We start from the raw sequence: 16,086 nt of genomic DNA on the forward strand, positions 1-16,086 counted from the left end.
CCCCACCCCCACTCGCCCGAAGGAGAAGACGTTGACCACCACGCTGCGACACGAGGGCAAGACCGCCCTGGTCACCGGCGGCAGCCGCGGCATCGGCCAGGCCATCAGCCGGCGCCTGGCCCGGGAGGGCGCCCTCGTGGCGGTCCACTACGGGTACAACCACGAGGCGGCCGAACGCACGGTCAAGGAGATCGAGGCCGAGGGCGGCCGGGCCTTTCCCGTCCACGCCGAACTCGGCGTCCCCGGCGACGCCGACACGCTCTGGGAGGCCTTCGACCGGGCCCTGGCCGACCGGGGCGCACAGCCCGGCGTGGACATCCTCGTCAACAACGCCGGCATCACCATGCCGCGCCCGATCGCGCAGGTGACCGAGGCGGAGTACGACCGGGTGTTCGCCGTCAACGCCAAGGCGCCGTTCTTCATCATCCAGCGGGCGCTGGACCGGCTGCGCGACGGCGGCAGGATCGTGAACGTCTCCTCGGTCGCGACCCGTGTCGCCTTCCCCGCCATCGTCGCCTACACCATGACCAAGGCCGCCCTGGACTACCTCACCCTGAGCCTCGCGCAGGAGCTCGGCCCCCGGGGCATCACGGTCAACACCGTCGCCCCCGGCTACACCGAGACGGAGATCAACCCCACGCTGAGCATCCCGGAGATCCGCCAGCGGTACTCGCAGGCCTCCGTGTTCAGCAGGCTCGGCACCCCCGTCGACATCGCCGACGTCGTGTCCTTCGTGGCGAGCGACGACGCCCGCTGGGTGACCGGACAGTGGATCGACGCCTCAGGCGGCGTCCACCTCGGCGTGTGAGACGGCCGCCCGGGGACCCGCTTCCCGCGCCGCACGACCGGTGGCCCCGCCCCGGCCGCACGTCCGGCCGACGGCAGCACTAGGAGATGCCATGAACGACCGCACGTCCGTCCTCGCCCCGCCCGCCGCGGACGAGCCCGACCAGCTGACCCAGCCCTTCCCGGGCGCGAGCCCCTACGACGCCTACGTGCACGCGTCCGTCCTCAACACCCTGCAGCAGCCCCTCACCGAGGCCCCGGACGAGATGGGCTTCCTCGTCACCACCCAGGTGATGGAGCTGTGGTTCACCCTGATCGTCCACGAGTGGCGCACCGCCAGGACGGCCCTCGTCAAGGACGACCTGGACGCGGCCATGGACGCGCTGGTGCGCAGCCGCCGCGCCCTGACCGCCCTCAACGCCGCCTGGGCGCCGATCGCCGCCCTGACACCCGCCCAGTTCAACGGCTTCCGGGCCGCGTTCGGCAGGGCGTCCGGCTTCCAGTCGGCGATGTACCGGCACATGGAGTTCCTCCTGGGGGAGAAGTCCGCCGGGATGCTCCGCCTGCACGAGGGCGACGCGGCCGTCCACGAGGCCCTCGGCGAGACCTACCGCGAACCGTCCCTCTACGACGAGGTGCTGCGCTTCCTGCACCGCCGGGGACTCCCGGTCCCCGGCCACGTCAGGGACCGGGACGTGACCGCCCCCCACACCTCGGACCCGGACGTGGTCGAGGCGTGGCGGCAGGTCTACGCCGGCCCGCAGCACGACCCGCTGCTCACCCTCGGCGAACTGCTCACCGACATCGCCGAACTCGTCGCGCGCTGGCGCTTCGACCACGTCATGGTCGTACGCCGCGCCATGGGAACCAAGAGCGGCAGTGCCGGCTCCACCGGGCTCGCCTGGCTGGAGAAGCGCGCGGCCCGCCCGGTCTTCCCCGAGCTGTGGGAGGTGCGCGGTGGCGTCTAGGACCATCTCCGCCTTCGCGGCCGAGGAGGAGAAGCGGGTGCTGAGCTTGAAGCCGGTCCTGGCACCGGCGCACGGCCGCTACGGGGACCACCCGCACCAGGTGTACGACGCCTGGCCCGCCGAGGACCCCGGAGCCCCGCTGGTGATCCTGCTGCACGGCGGCTACTGGCGCTACGACCGCATGCACCTGACCCCCTTCGCGGCCTACCTCTCCCGGCAGGGCTTCGACGTCCTGCTGCCCGGCTTCCGCCGCTCCGGCGGCGCCGGCGGCTACCCGGAGACGTTCGACGACGTCGCGCGGATCGTGGACACCCTGCCCCAGGGACGGCCGTACGTCCTGGCGGGGCACTGCTCGGGCGGCCACCTCGCCCTGTGGTGCGCGGCCCGCGGCCTGCTGCCCCCCGGCTCGCGCTGGCACACCCGCACCCTGCCGACCGCCGTGCTGGCGCTCGCCCCGATCACGGACCTCGCCGCCACCCGCCGTGACGACCTCAGCAACGGAGCCGCCCTGCAACTCCTGGGCGGGGAGGACCTGTTCGAGGAGCGGCTGCCCTCGGTCGACCCCCTCACCCTGCTGCGCGGCGCGGGCACCACCGGCGTCCCCACCGTCCTGCTGCACGGAGCCGTCGACGAGGAGGTCCCGCTCACCCAGTTCGCCGACTACGCGTCCGTGCACCGCGACCTGAAGACGATCGTGCTGCCCGGCACGGGCCACTACACGCTCATCGAACCGGAGGCGCCCGGCGCCCACGCGGTCGCCGACACCCTGAGGGAGATGTCGGCCGCCTTCGGCGCACGGCGTCCGGACACCGACAGCCGGAAGGCCCCGCAGACATGACCACCGCCCTCACCGCACTCGACGGACAGGCCGCGCGACTCGACGCCGACGACGCCCTGGCCCCCTTCCGCGAGCGGTTCCTGCTCCCGGACGCGGTCGTCTACCTCGACGGCAACTCCCTGGGCCCCCTGCCCGCCGCCGTCCCCCAGGCCCTCACCGACGTCGTGACCCGGCAGTGGGGCACCGACCTGATCCGCTCCTGGGACACCAACGGCTGGTGGGCCGCGCCCGTGCGGGTGGGAGACGCCGTCGGCCGCCTCCTCGGCGCCGCGCCGGGGCAGACGGTGGCGGGGGACTCCACCAGCGTGCAGTTGTTCACCGCGCTCGGCGCCGCCACGGCGCTGCGCCCCGACCGGACGCTGCTGGTCACCGACCCCGGCCATTTCCCCACCGACCGGTACCTGGCCCAGGCGGTGGCCCGCCGCCAGGACCTCGAGGTGCGCTGGGTCCCCCCGGCCGACCTGCTGCCGTTCCTGGCCTCCGAGGGCGACCGCGTCGCCGTGGTCAGCTACTCGCCCGTCGACTTCCGCACGGGGGAGCTGTACGACATGCGGGCGGTGACCGAGGCCGCGCACCGCGTCGGCGCGCTGGTCCTGTGGGACCTGTGCCATGCCGCCGGCGCCCTTCCGCTGTACCTCGACGCGCTCGGCGTGGACTTCGCCGTCGGCTGCGGCTACAAGTTCCTCAACGGCGGCCCGGGCGCCCCCGCCTACCTCTACGTGGCCCGACGCCACCACGAGGCGTTCGAAACCCCCCTGCCCGGCTGGAACGGCCACGCCGACCCCTTCGGCCTGAGCCGTGACTACACGCCCGCGCCGGGCATCGCCCGCGCCCGCATCGGCACCCCGCCCGTCCTGTCCCTGCTGGCCCTCGAAGCCGCGCTGACCGTCTTCGACGACGTCGACCTGGCCCAGGTCCGTGCCAAGAGCCTCTCCCTCACCGGCTTCTTCCTGCGCTGCACCACCGAACTCCTCGCCCCTCTCGGCTTCGAAGCCGTCACCCCCGCCGACCCCGCGCGCCGCGGCAGCCACGTCGCCCTGCGCCACCCCCACGCCCGCGGCCTGACCCGGGCACTGGCGGACCAGGGCGTGATCATCGACATGCGCGCCCCGGACCTCCTGCGTTTCGGTGTGAACGCCCTCTACACCACCCACCGGGACCTGCTCACCGCCGCCCGCCGCCTGCGGACCATCGTCCGGGAAGCCGCCTACGAGGGTGCGCCGGCCCGGTGAACCGTCACCGCGGCCACGGGCGCGCCGTCGTGCGGGCCGCCGTCCCCGCCGCGGGGACGGCGGCCCGGCGGCGGGACGGGCGCCGCACCCGGTCGAATCGGGTCGTCCGGTCGAATCAGGTTGTCCAGTTGTCCGCTCAGGTCGTCCAGTTGTCCGCTCGTCCGGTGAGTTCCTACGCGAGCAGATCGTGCACGGGTGCCGACGGCGGTGCCGCTTCGCGGGCCTCGGGCTGCAGGAGGGCGAGTGTGCCGGTGGCTGCCTGGAGGGCCGCTTCCAGCCGCTCGGGGGCGTGCAGGGCGCCGGTTCCGTCGGGTGGGATGATCCACTCCAGGTGCCCGGTGTCCCGGTAGGGCGGCGGGACGGGAATCCAACCGCCCCTGCCGACGTGGCGGACTCCGGCGCCGATCCACTGGTGGCCGGGGCCGGGGGGCAGGAAGAAGCCGACTCTGCGGGCTTTGCCGTGCCTGAGGACGGGCCCGGGAGTGCGCAGCGGATCCTGCCACAGGACGTTCAGACCGAGCAGGCCGAGCTCCTCGGGGACGCTGAGGACGTTCCAGTGACGACCGGCTTCCAGCAGGGCGATGCCCGTTCCGTGCTCCCACTGCCGTTTGCACGCCCTGGGGTCCGCAGCGGCCGCGGCGAGCCACTCGACGCTGCGCATCCATGCTGCGTTCCACATGTCCCCTCCTGGGAGATCTCGTCGTCCATAAGCGGGCACACGCCATCCCCACAGCCGAACACGGTGTGCATATGTGCAGGTCAGCCCGGTCTGATCATGCTGGTCGACGTTCGAAGCCCGTGGGAAGGGTGGCGAACCCTGGCGCTTTGTGACCGGCGACGCGGTGACCGCGGGCAGGCCGAGGGAGGCGCCGCGGCGGGGACGGCCGGAACGGCCCGCGGCCGCGGTCACCGGCCGACGCCGCCGAGGCCGCGGCGGGCGCCGACACCGTGCCGCCGTCGCGCGAGAACCCCGAGAACCCCCAGAACCCTCCGTCGCTCTGCGTGTGCGCCGACTTCCGTGGAGTGGCTGCGGTGGACGGCCGGTCTCCGTAGACTCCTGGCGGACGACCGGCAGTGGTGAAGTGGGGGAGCCGTGGACTGGCACGTCAGGATCGCCATCGCGTCGCAGGACGCACCCGGGTCCGTCGCCGCCTCGACCCAGGTGCTCAAGGACCGGCTGGGCGAACTCGTCGGCGCGGAGGACACCTGGGCCCACGTGCGCAGTGAGCCGCGCCCCGGCGCGCCGCCCGCCCTGGGACCCATCGAGGACATCGTCCTGGAGTTCACCCACGACCATCTGCTGCCCGATGCGCTCAAGGCCGGTGCCGTGCTGCTGGTGCGGGCCATCATCGGCCACTTCAGGGCACAGCCCGACCCCAGCCAGTCCGCCGAGATCACCCAGACCGGGCTGCACATCGTGCTCACCTCCGACATGACGCCGGAGGAGTTGCGCAAGGCGGAGGAGGAGTTCCGCCGGTGGGTCGAGGAACACGAAACCGACGAGGAGTGACCCTTGGAGGCCTCGTCCGGGCCTCGCACCACGGTGTGCGTGCTCGTCTCGGTCGATTCCTTCGACCACCCCGTGCCCTTCGCCCCCATCGAGGGCGGCAAGGCGCGCAACAACGTCGACCGGCTGGCCGACGTCCTCGCCCCGCGGCGCGGGCGCCGTACGGGCAGGGCCCGCCGGCCCGCGCCCCGGGTGCTGAAGGTGGTCAACCCCGCCCACCCCGGGAAAATCCTCAATCTCCTGCGCTCGCTGGCGGACACGCCCCCCGACCTGCTGGTCTTCTACTACATGGGCCACGGGTACCTGGATCCGCACGACCCGGCCGAACGCGACAAGTTCTATCTGGCCACGCGGGCCAGTTCGCCCGAGGACATCTCCCACACCGCACTGTCCTTCCGTGACCTGGCGGGCGCTCTGCGGTACATCGGCGCCGGGAGCACCGTGGTCATCCTCGACTGCTGCTTCTCCGGGAACTTTCCCTCCAACGCGCTTCCGGAGGACCGCAGCTTCACCGTCCTGGCCTCCTCCCGGCGGGGCTTCCTCATCTCGCCGGGCGAGCCCGGCGAACCCCTCACCCCGTTCACCGCGCAGCTGGTACGGGCGCTCGGCGAAGGACCGCGCTCGCTGGGCGCGTTGGGAAAGCGGCTGGCGGAGCTGGCGCAGGAGCCGCACAACCGGCCGGTTTCGCCGTACCTGCCCTGGCATCCGGTGGAGGTCTCCGTCGGCAACGGCGCCGGCACGGTGCTGCCGCCGGCGGACGACGGTCCGCTCAAGCCACCGTTCGAACCACCGCAGCGTGGACCGGGGCTCCGCGAACGTCTGAGAACGCTGCTGCGCGCGCGCCGCTGGCAACTGGCGCTCACGGCGTTGCTGCTGAGCGTCGCCGCCCTGATCGGATGGCACTTCCTGCCCGGCGGTTCCTCGTCGTGCCCGCCACCGCTGGAACTGCGGATGGCCACGGCGCCCGAAGAGGTCGACGCCTTGCGGCAGCTCGTACGGGCCTTCGAGGACACTCCGCTCAACCACGCGTCCGTCTCCGGCGCCCAGGACTGCCGCACGGCCCGGTTCACCGTCTACGGGGCCAGCCTCGACGCCCTCACCGGCGCGTTCAGCGACGCCGAGCGCTGGGGGCACGGCGCCCCGCTCGCCGAGGTCGGCCCGCAACCCGACGTGTGGGTCGCCCAGTCCAGCGCCGCCGTCTCCCAGGTGCGGGCCCGGCTCGTGCCACCCCCCGGCCAGCGCGGTGACACCTTCTTCGATCCCGTCTCCCTCATGACGGACCGGCCCGTGCTCGTCCTCACCGACCCGGCGCGCCGGGCGCTGGGCCTCGCCCCGGCCCCCGACGAGCCGCACCGCCTCACCTGGAAGCGACTGCGCGGCGCCCTCGCCGAGTCGCCCGCCCGCACCCGTCCGGTGCTCCTGCGGCCCAACCCGACCGTCTCCGGCGTCGGCCTCGCCCACACCCTCGGCATGTACGCGGCCAACGGTGCCGGCGAGTTCGACCGCGACAGCGGCCTGTTGCCGGCCGACCGGGTGCACTGGCTGGAGACCGAGGTCATCAGCCAGGGCCGGTCCGTCGCCGAGAGCGCCCAGGCCCTGTGCGCCCTGGCCGAGCCGGACGACACGGGCGGACCGGGCGACGGCGGGGCACCGGTGGCCTCCGGCGCGCTGGTCAGCGGCCGTCAGGCCGCGCTGTACGCGCAGCGCCCGGCCCAGTACTGCTCCGGCGACGCCGAGCCGGACGTCCACCGCTACGTGCTCGACGGCGGCCCGCCCCTGGACTACCAGCTGGTCAGCATCCTGTGGCCGGCCGACGACCGGGCCGAGCGCTCCCGGGCCGTCGACGCGTTCCGGCGGTGGGTGCGGTCGGAGGAAGGCGCCGGGACCGTCCGGGCGACGGGCTTCACACCGCACGAGCAGGACGGCTTCCTCTTCCGGCTCTCGGACCGGGACGTCGCCGACCGCCTTGCCCTGTTCCACGCGGCCCACCCCGAGCTGCGGCTCGACGTCGTCTTCGACATCACCGGCTCCATGCGCGAGAACGACCGCTTCGAGGCCGCCCGCACGGCCGTCGGGGAAGCGCTGAACCGGCTCGGCGAGGACGACCGCTACCGGCTCTCCGTCTTCCCCACCGGCGACGACGGCACCGGCCTGCGGAAACTCACCGACGGCTGGCAGGCCGTACCACCCGGCGGTGCCGAACTGCCGCTGACCGCGGGCACCCTGCGCCCGCGCGGCATACGGCAGGCGGACCTGCACCACGCGCTGCGCACCGTCGCCGACGGTCTGGAAACGTCCCCCGACGACGACCGGCAGCACGCGGTGCTGCTCGTCACCGACGGCGACTTCCTGAACGGGAGCCCGCCGCGGACCGGCCTGCTCGCCGAGGTCGCCGAGGAGCTGCGGCGGCGCGACGTACCGGTGATCGTCGCCTCCATGCGCCCGTACGGCTGTGCCGCAGAGCGGGACACCGGCATCCTCGCCGAGCACTCCGGCGGCGAGTGCGAACCGCTCTCCGGAGACCTGGCGGCCACCGTGTCCCGGCACGTGGCCGCCCTCACCGAGGGGAGACAGGCCCGATGAGCGTGACCCACCGGCGCGGGCGTGCCTGGCGGCGGACGGTGGCGGCCGTGTCGCTGCTGGCGGCCGCCGCCTGCGGGACGGGAACCGGCGGCACCGCCGCACCGGCCGCCGGAGACGGGAACGCGGACGGCAAGGGCGTGCTGCGCGTCGTCACCGGCACCGACCTGACCTCCAAGGGGGTGCGCCGGGAGCTGATCGAGGAGGCCGCGGCCGACCTCGGCGTCCAGGTCAGCGTCGTGGAGCTGCCGGACGACAGCGACCGGCAGCGCAGCCAGCTCGTCGCCGCGCTCCAGGCGGGCAACCCCGACGACTACGACGTCGTCAACCTCGACGCCGCCTGGACCGCCGAGTTCGCCGCCCAGGACCTCGTCGCACCGCTCGAGGGCGACCTCCTGGGCTCCCTGGACGTACGCGAGGACGAGGACGTCTGGGAACCGGTGCGCGACACCGTCGGCTACGACGGAAAGGCGTGGGCGGTTCCGTGGAACACCGACGTCGGACTCCTGTACTACCGCGCCGACCTCCTCGGCACCGATCCCGAGCTGCGGACCTGGGAGAAGCTGACCAGGACCGTGCACGGCCACGACCGGGACACCGGGCCCTCGGGCGGCGCGCTCGTCACCGGCCTGGCCACCCAGCTCGCCCCGTACGAAGGACTCACCGTCAACACCCACGAGGCGGTCTGGCGCAACGGCGGCGAGATCGTCGACGCCCACGGCGAGGTCCGCGTCTCGGAGAAGGCGGCGGAGCGGGGTCTGCGGCAGCTGATGGAGGCGTTCCGCAAGGACGGCGACCAACTGCCCGTACTGGACAAGGAATCGCTGCGCACCGACGAGACCGGCACCACCGAGCGTTTCCTGGCCGGTGAGGCGCTGACCATGCGCAACTGGCCCGTCGCCCGGTTCCGGCTGGCCGAGCACCTGGCCAAGTCCGACCGGGACGGCGAGGACGCCCCGCGCTACGGCGTCACCGCGCTGCCGGACGGCGAGGGATCCGAGCGGACAGGCCACAGCGTGCTCGGCGGGCAGAACCTCGCGATCGTCGCGGGCACCCCGGACGTCGAAGCCGCCCGCGACCTCATCGAGCGCCTCACCTCCCGCACCGCCGGTGTCCGGCTCCACGAGGGCGGCTTCGTTCCCGCCCGCAGGTCGGCCATACCGGGCGGCTGCCGGGAGAATGACCGCTCGCTGCCCGGCCGCGTCCCGCGGGGCACCCTGGAGGAGCAGTACGTCGAGGCGCTGTGCTGGTCCATGGAGCGCGCCAGGCCGCGACCCTCGACGCCGTACTACGCCTCCGTCACCCGTGCCATCCAGGACGTCATGACCAGCAGGCTCCGCGCCGCCCCCGAACCACCGCCGGTGGGCGAGCAGGCGTCCACCGAGGACCTGCGCGAACTCCTGCAGGACTCACTGCGGGGCCGCTGAGACACCGGCACGGGCCCGCGCGTCCCGCCGGAAGGCGGCGGATGCCTTCCCGGCCCCCTAGGGCCTGTCACAGCCCACCCGTTGAGGCCGGGGTCTCCGAGGCGGCGAGGGGCACAGGGCGGAAACACGCCACCGGCTGGAGAAGATGCGGACATCGCTCCCGCGTAACGGGGCACTAGCGACTGCATGCATCAAGACCAGACGCTTGCCAGGACCGCCGCGCAGGACCGGCCGCCGCAGCCGCGGTCCGTCGTGTCGCCCCGCAGGACCGAGGGCAGGCACCGGCGCGCCGGACGGCGCAGGGGCCGGTGGCGGCGCAGGCTTCTGGCCTACCGCGCGGTCGAGTTGCTGCAGTCCCCCGCGCCCGGTGCCGCAGGCGAGGAGTGCCTGCTGCTGGTCCACATCCGCAAGGTGGTCGGCCAGGTGGTCTACCGGGCCTGCGACGAGTGCGCCGAGGGCGTGATCACCGATGTGGTCATCGACGGGCCGTTCCGTGACAGCGGGCTGGGCACCAGGGCGCTGGCGCATCTGCGTTCCCGGCACCCCGGCGTCACCTGGCGCACCACCGACCGCCACCGCCTCACCCGCGACCTGCTGCACCGGATGCGCATCCCCAGGACGGCCACCGGCGGCAACTGCTCCCACATCCGGCCCGCCGCCCTCGCCGGGGGCGCCACGTGAAGGGTTTCCGCAGTTTCATCCTGCGCGGCAACGTGGTCGACCTGGCCGTCGGCATCGTCATCGGCGCGGCCTTCACGGCCGTGGTCAACGGTTTCGTACGGGCCTTCCTGACTCCGCTGGTGGGCCTGGCGTCCGGAGCCACCGGCGATCTCAGCCGCAAGACCTTCACCGCGGGCGGGGTCGACTTCCCCTACGGGGCGTTCGTCAATGCCGCGATCAGCTTCCTCCTGGTCGCCGCCGCCCTGTACTTCCTCGTGGTGCTGCCCGTGAACAAGCTGCACGAACGGTTCGCGCCCCACCACGACGTCCAGGTCCCCAAGCGGGAGTGCCCGGAATGCCTCAGCCCGGTGCCCGTGGAGGCCCGCCGCTGCGCCGCCTGCACCAGCCCGCTGCCGACCCTCCCGGCACAGACCACGGCATCGACCGCCGAAGGGCATCGACAGGACCGGTGATGTCCCTCGGCGGCCGCCCCGGCGAGCACGGCTCGCCGGCGCCGCCCCGTGAGCCGGCCGGTACGCCCGCGTGCCCCGCCCGCATGCTCCCGTCGCGCCCGGATTGCGCCCTGCCCTCGCCCGGCGAGGTCATCGCACGCTCGACCCCATGGGGGACCACGACGACGACCTCATTCCGCTGCCCGGCCCGGACGGACACCGGCAAGCCCCGCCTGGCACGCCCGCGCCGTGGGTGCACACGGACCGCGCCCAGGCCGTCTTCGACGGCGCCACCGGCCCGGAGCCGCCCGCCCCGCCCCTGTGCCCGGACTGCGGGCTCGCCGGTGAACGCCGCCGCACCTACACCGGGCAGCACGTCCTGCTCGAACCCCGGCTGATCGTGCCTTCCCACCTGGCTCCCGGCGGGCACCGATGGCACATCGACACCTGCGGCACCGCCTGGAACAGCGGCCTGGACGAACCCAGGCCCGGCGAGACATGCCGGATCCCGCACCAGCTGGCCTGCCCCGGGCTCACCCTGGACGAGATCAAGCCGTGGCGGTGGCTGACCGTGGTCCGCGACCACAACACCGCACTGGCGCACCGGAGGGCGGACGAAGGAAGGCGCCCGCGACTCCTGCCGGAGACCGGGTAGGTCCGCTCACCGGACGGCCCGGTGCGGTACGGGCGACGGATCCGGCGTCGTCGGTCATGCGCTGCCGGACGGTCCGGATCGCTGTGCTTCACCAGATCAGGCACCAGTAGGTGCCGTAGTGGCCGATGCCGATACGGACGCCCTGCGGGAGCAGGCTCGGGTCCGGCCTGCCCACCGCGGTCATCGAGCACACCGGGTCACCGACCGCCCCGGCAGCGGCCATCCGCCGGGCGGCGGCCGTCGCCGCCGGGGACGTGTACCACGTGGTCGTCGCCGGTCCGCCGCTGATCGCTGGCGTGGGCGTCGCCGGTGGAGGCGTCGCCGGCACGGACGTCACCGGCGCGGGCGCCGTGGGTGACGGCGGCGCGGGCGGTGACGGCTCCGGTCGTGTCGGTGCCGGCGCCGACGCGGTGCGCGGGGGCGGCGCCGACGATGTGGGAACCGTGGGCCGAACCGGTGCGGGTGTCGCTTCCGGTGGCCGCGGGGACGACGCGTCAGCTGTCGTCGGGCGGGGCGTGGGGCGGACCGTCGGCCGGACCGTCGGCCGGTCGCTCGGCGGCGCCGGTCGCCGGGGAGGGGCCGTCGACGTCGCCTTGGGCGACGACGTGTCCGTCGACGTCGGCCGTGCCGTGCGCGAGGGCTCCGGTGCCGTGCGCGAAGGCTCCGGCTGAGGCGTCCAGGACGGCAGAGGACTCAGTGTCGGCAGGGACAGGTCGGTCGAGGCCGACGGCGTCGGGCGGGGCGTGCCGCCGTCCGGCGTCAACAACGCCCACACGCCGATGCCGCCGAGGACGAGCACGACGGCGCCGCCCGCGATCCACGGGGCCCGCCGGGGTGGGCGTCGGTGACGGTTCATGGTTCTTACTGTCCTATGGACCCTGGCGGAGCGCTCGTCGCCTCGGCCGGGTGTCCCGCTTCCCCCGTACGGCTGATCCGTCCGCCCGGGTCACGCACACGGTTCGTGACAGCCTGCCCCCGCGAACCGCCCCGGACCGCCCGGACCCCTTCGCCGACGGCCGGCCGGCCGCGCGGTACCTCGACGGCCCGGCCGGTGTCGTCGAGGACGGGGGCCGGTCCTCGGCCGCCACTCGGCGCACCAGAGGATCGGGGCCTGCCGCGCAGGGACGAAGGCGCCCGCGCGCTGGTGTGTCACCACCGTGCCCTCCGCGTGATCCATCAGGCCGCCGCCCTCCGGTGCCCGGCGGATGCCCTGACAGCGTTCCACGGCATTTTGGTACGGCTCCCGGCACAGGCTCCGGCCGACGCCGACGCCGACGCCGACGCCGACGCCGACGCCGACGCGGACGCGGACCGCCGGGCCGGCTGCCTCATGGCCGGTCACGGTTCCGAGCCGTGCGCCGGCGAGACGGCCACGGCCCGCCTGACCACCGGCAGGCTGCCGGCGGGGGACGTGACCTGCCGGGCCGCTCCGGCAGCACGCGAGCGCAGCGGCGCCGACCCGCTGCCGCTTCCGGCGCCCCCGGACGTCCCGGGGACGGGCCGGCCGCTTCCGGACCCCGGGACGAAACGGGCTCCACGTGGGGCCTTCCGTCCGGGGAGGCCCCACAGTCCGGGACCGCCGTGCCCACGGCGGTGTTCCGCCGCGTGGTGCAGCCGGCCGGGCGACGCGCAACACGCGGATATGCGCCGGGGGTTGAACACGGAAGCGGGGACGACGGCTTCCGCCTGGCGGCTCCCCGTCCCCGCCCCGCCCGGTGAGGGGAGCGGGGCAGGGACGTACGGGAGCGCTCAGGGGGGATCGGGCGACGCCCCGGCCCGTGGTGTGTCGGCCGGGGCCTCCGCGCGCTGTGGGGCCGTGTGAAAGGTCGCGCGGGGAGGGGGTGTCGGGCAGGAGTGCGACCGCATCACCGCTGTCTGCCAACGAAGGGCGGCGATCGCCTCGGCCAACTGGTCACGCAGACACGGACCCGCGTCCGACCCGGCGGCCTGCGCAGCCGGGCCCGGGTCGTCCGACGCGCCCGGACCACTCATCCGCGAGCCCTTCAAACGAGCCGGCCCGCGACGGCGGGCACCGCGGCGGCGGCAGCCACCGCCGCGCAGCCGGCCCCCACGGCCCGGCTCCATCCGCCACGCTCGGCGGTGCCCGGGGCGTTCCGCCCGGGCCCGAAGCCGGTGAGTCCCAGTGGCGCCGTCCAGGGCGCGATGTCGTCAACGCGAGAATCCATGCCCGGCTCAACGCACGACCAGGATTTTCGACACAGCCCGACCGCCGTCATCCCCTGTTCGGCCCACAACGCCACCTCCCGCAGCGGTACCGGCCCGGGTCAGGCGGCCACGGCGACGCCGACGCCGATGGCGATGAACAGCCGGCCGGTCGTCAGTTCCCAGCGGTGGCGGACCTTCGGGCGGGCCGGCAGCGCTCGTAGCCGCGCGGCGACGGCGACGGCGACCAGGGCGAACCAGTGGACGACACCGATGAGGACGTCCAGGATGCCGAGGAAGAAGATCTGCCGGCTCATCGAGCCGCCGTCGACGAACTGCGGCAGGATGCTGGGCCCGGAGGGATCCAGGCGAGTGTGCCGGTACGCACCGGCCCCGCCCGCATCCGGTGGCGGCCGCCTGGGAGGATGGCGCACGTGGACGCAGCATTCGCCCGTACGGTCTGGCAGGTCCTGGAACCCCTGCACGCCGTCACGTACTTCGCGCCCGAGAGCCGCGAGGCCAACCGCGCGGCCGGCCTGCGCGGCTTCTGGATGGGGTACTTCGCATCCCGGGCCGCGCCTCTGGGAGCGGTGACGGCGGGTGTGGTGGAGGCGGCCTTCTTCAACTTCCACCCCGCCATGGTGCGACGCGCCATCCCCGACGCATGGGGATTCGCCGCACCCGAGGCCGTGCTCCGCGCCCGCGCCGGGGCGGCCACCGCGGCACTGCGCCGGACCGCGCCGTCAGCGGCGGACGCGGCGGCAGGGAGCGTCCCGTCGCTGGAGCGGGTGATCGCCGCCGCGGACGGCGCCGGACGCCCGTTGTTCGCCGCCAACCGCGCTCTGCCCACGCCCGAGGACCCGGTCGGTGCCCTCTGGCAGGCCGTCACGGCGCTGCGCGAGCACCGCGGTGACGGCCACGTCGCCGTACTGACCGCCGAGGGCCTGGACGGCTGCGAGGCCCACGTGCTCCTCGCCGCGTGCGAGGGCGTGCCCGCGGCGATCCTGCGGAACAACCGGGGCTGGTCCGAGGAGGACTGGCAGGCGGCTGCGCACCGCCTCACCGCACGGCGACTCCTGGAAAGCAGCGGACACCCCACCGGCGAGGGACGCGGCCTGCGTGCCCACATCGAGGCCCGCACCGATGCCCTCGCCGTCCGGCCCTACCGCGCCCTCGCCGCAACCGAGGCCGCCCAGCTCATCGGTCTGCTCCGCCTGCCGGCCGACCAGGTCCTCGCCTCCGGCGCCATCCCCTTCCCCAACCCCATGGGCCTCCCGGCCCGCCGCGCACGCACCCGGAGGACGTTGTAGAGGGGGTCATTCCCTCCGGGCGCTACGGTCCTCCGCCGGACGCGACCGCAAGCTCGCGGACGGCTGGTCCGAAGCAGGGGACGGGGTGGCCGCGCGAGGGCTGATCAGGGAGACCAGGCAGGAGAGCGCTCCTGCGGCGGTGAATGCCGTGATCACGGAGAAGGAGTCGGCGATGCTGCCCGTCAGGGGCGCTCCGGCCGCCTGGCCGATGGAGAGCACGGCGAAGGAGAGCGCGATGCCGGCCGAGGGCCGCTTCTCGAACACCTGGACACTCCACACGAGGTAGATGCCGGTGAGGAGGATGTAGAAGGCTCCGAAGGCGGCTGCCGAGAGGAAGGCCGCCGCCGTGTTGCCGGGAGCCGCCGCGAGGAGCGCGATGGACGAGCCGAAGCCCACCAGGCAGCAGCGCAGCGCGGTGGTGAGGCCCCAAGCGCGTATGAGCCGCCCGGCCAGACCGCCGGCCAGGCCGGCGATGCCGATGACCATCCAGAAGATCATGGACAGTGTGGTGTCCATGTGCCCCCGGGAGACGACCAGGTCCCGGGAGAAGGTCCAGTACACCGAACTCACCAGCCCCATGGCGGCGGAGGAGGCCAGGAGGGGGAGCGTGGTGGGGTTGATCCAGTCGCGGATCCGCTCCGGCGCGGCGGAGCGCGACCGAGCCGGGGGCGCGGGCGTCGTGCCCCTGCCGGGCAGAGCGGGAATGCACCACAGCGTGACCGCCAGGGCGGCGGCGGCGAAGGACAGCCAGGCGACCCGCCAGCTGCCGCCCACCAGCAACGCCACCGGGCCGGAAACCACCACTCCGATGCTGGTGCCGGAGTTGATCCAGGTGTTGGCCGCTCCCTGCCGCCGTTGTCCGACGCGCCTTTGCACGGCGTCGCCCATGGGCGGGGAGGCGAACCCGGCGGAGGCGCCGGCGATGAGGACGGCCGCGGCGAGGACGGTTCCGTCGGGGGCGGCGGCGACCAGGCACATCCCGGCTGTGCAGACCAGGCCCGCGACGATCACGACCGCCCGGGGCCCCCAGCGTGGGCTGAGGTAACCGGATACACCGACGGACAGGCAGTATCCGACGTACGAGCCGGCTCCCGTCAGCCCGAGCAGACCGGGTGTGAGGTGGAAGGTGTCCCGGAACTCGGGCAGGAACAGGCCGTAACTGAAACGAGCCAGCCCGTAGCACACTGCGATCATCGCCAGCCCGGGCAGGACCAGGGGCAGCCCGATGCCGGGAAGCGGAGGCGGGGAGGAAACGCGCGCTGGGGCCATGGGGACTCGTTCCGGTCGCTGTGGGGTCGGTCAGGCGGACCTGCGGCACGGGGGCGGCCGGGGCGAGCACCGCGCGGTGCTCGCCTTGCGCCGGTCCGGGGGCCGCAGCCCCAGCCTTATGGCATGGGCGGCGTGAATGCCGTACGCGACGTCTCCGCACAGCCGGAGGAAGCTGTTCAAGGAGTTCATTGCGTCGCCTCCCACTTCCGGGGCGGGGTGGTGCACCCAGGGGTTCCCGG

General features: G+C 74.1%; 15 protein-coding genes. 12 read left to right on the forward strand and 3 right to left on the reverse strand.

Annotated features, from left to right (window positions below; translation table 11 throughout):
• Window positions 1–31: 31 nt before the first annotated feature.
• The 4 genes from AB0L29_RS28985 to kynU all read left to right on the forward strand — a co-directional run bounded on the left by AB0L29_RS28985 (window position 32) and on the right by kynU (window position 3,824).
• Entirely contained in the window at window positions 32–808 is a 777-nt protein-coding gene (locus AB0L29_RS28985) for an SDR family oxidoreductase (RefSeq protein ID WP_365831117.1), read from the forward strand.
• A 91-nt stretch (window positions 809–899) separates the two neighbouring features.
• Window positions 900–1,754 (forward strand): tryptophan 2,3-dioxygenase family protein, encoded by an 855-nt coding sequence (locus AB0L29_RS28990; protein WP_365831119.1) that lies wholly within the window; start codon window positions 900–902, stop codon window positions 1,752–1,754.
• Window positions 1,744–2,592 (forward strand): alpha/beta fold hydrolase, encoded by an 849-nt coding sequence (locus AB0L29_RS28995; RefSeq protein ID WP_365831121.1) that lies wholly within the window; start codon window positions 1,744–1,746, stop codon window positions 2,590–2,592. Before AB0L29_RS28990 ends, AB0L29_RS28995 begins: the two co-directional genes overlap by 11 nt.
• Window positions 2,589–3,824, forward strand: coding sequence for a kynureninase (gene kynU, locus AB0L29_RS29000; RefSeq protein ID WP_365831123.1), 1,236 nt, complete (start codon window positions 2,589–2,591; stop codon window positions 3,822–3,824). The genes AB0L29_RS28995 and kynU overlap by 4 nt, the downstream gene beginning before the upstream one ends.
• A 172-nt stretch (window positions 3,825–3,996) precedes the next feature.
• Here the strand turns inward: kynU and AB0L29_RS29005 are convergent, their stop codons facing one another.
• On the reverse strand, window positions 3,997–4,503 hold the full coding sequence (locus tag AB0L29_RS29005; RefSeq protein WP_365831125.1) for a hypothetical protein: 507 nt from the start codon (window positions 4,501–4,503) through the stop codon (window positions 3,997–3,999).
• A 414-nt stretch (window positions 4,504–4,917) separates the two neighbouring features.
• On the opposite strand from AB0L29_RS29005, the gene AB0L29_RS29010 reads away from it, so the two are divergent.
• The 7 genes from AB0L29_RS29010 to AB0L29_RS29040 all read left to right on the forward strand — a co-directional run bounded on the left by AB0L29_RS29010 (window position 4,918) and on the right by AB0L29_RS29040 (window position 11,776).
• Window positions 4,918–5,334, forward strand: a complete 417-nt coding sequence (locus tag AB0L29_RS29010; RefSeq protein ID WP_365831127.1) for a hypothetical protein — start codon at window positions 4,918–4,920, stop codon at window positions 5,332–5,334.
• Between the two features lie 3 nt (window positions 5,335–5,337).
• Window positions 5,338–7,914, forward strand: coding sequence for a hypothetical protein (locus tag AB0L29_RS29015; RefSeq protein WP_365831129.1), 2,577 nt, complete (start codon window positions 5,338–5,340; stop codon window positions 7,912–7,914).
• Window positions 7,911–9,338 (forward strand): extracellular solute-binding protein, encoded by a 1,428-nt coding sequence (locus AB0L29_RS29020; RefSeq protein ID WP_365831131.1) that lies wholly within the window; start codon window positions 7,911–7,913, stop codon window positions 9,336–9,338. Before AB0L29_RS29015 ends, AB0L29_RS29020 begins: the two co-directional genes overlap by 4 nt.
• A 186-nt stretch (window positions 9,339–9,524) precedes the next feature.
• Entirely contained in the window at window positions 9,525–10,019 is a 495-nt protein-coding gene (locus tag AB0L29_RS29025; RefSeq protein ID WP_365831133.1) for a hypothetical protein, read from the forward strand.
• Window positions 10,016–10,471 (forward strand): large conductance mechanosensitive channel protein MscL, encoded by a 456-nt coding sequence (gene mscL / locus AB0L29_RS29030; RefSeq protein ID WP_365831135.1) that lies wholly within the window; start codon window positions 10,016–10,018, stop codon window positions 10,469–10,471. The genes AB0L29_RS29025 and mscL overlap by 4 nt, the downstream gene beginning before the upstream one ends.
• Window positions 10,472–10,619: 148 nt before the next feature.
• Window positions 10,620–11,105 (forward strand): DUF6083 domain-containing protein, encoded by a 486-nt coding sequence (locus AB0L29_RS29035; RefSeq protein WP_365831137.1) that lies wholly within the window; start codon window positions 10,620–10,622, stop codon window positions 11,103–11,105.
• Window positions 11,106–11,230: 125 nt separating this feature from the next.
• A complete protein-coding gene (locus tag AB0L29_RS29040) occupies window positions 11,231–11,776 on the forward strand; it encodes a hypothetical protein (protein WP_365831139.1) in 546 nt (181 codons plus the stop codon).
• Window positions 11,777–13,390: 1,614 nt separating this feature from the next.
• Here AB0L29_RS29040 and AB0L29_RS29045 read toward each other — a convergent pair.
• Window positions 13,391–13,585 (reverse strand): hypothetical protein, encoded by a 195-nt coding sequence (locus AB0L29_RS29045; RefSeq protein WP_365831141.1) that lies wholly within the window; start codon window positions 13,583–13,585, stop codon window positions 13,391–13,393.
• Between the two features lie 117 nt (window positions 13,586–13,702).
• On the opposite strand from AB0L29_RS29045, the gene AB0L29_RS29050 reads away from it, so the two are divergent.
• Window positions 13,703–14,578, forward strand: a complete 876-nt coding sequence (locus AB0L29_RS29050) for a hypothetical protein (RefSeq protein WP_365831143.1) — start codon at window positions 13,703–13,705, stop codon at window positions 14,576–14,578.
• Window positions 14,579–14,584: 6 nt separating this feature from the next.
• Here the strand turns inward: AB0L29_RS29050 and AB0L29_RS29055 are convergent, their stop codons facing one another.
• The gene (locus AB0L29_RS29055; RefSeq protein WP_365831145.1) at window positions 14,585–15,847 is read right to left on the reverse strand and encodes an MFS transporter; all 1,263 of its coding nucleotides are present in this window, start codon (window positions 15,845–15,847) and stop codon (window positions 14,585–14,587) included.
• Window positions 15,848–16,086 lie beyond the last annotated feature (239 nt).

The sequence above is a fragment of the Streptomyces sp. NPDC052701 genome (assembly GCF_040678355.1).
Classification (GTDB): domain Bacteria; phylum Actinomycetota; class Actinomycetes; order Streptomycetales; family Streptomycetaceae; genus Streptomyces.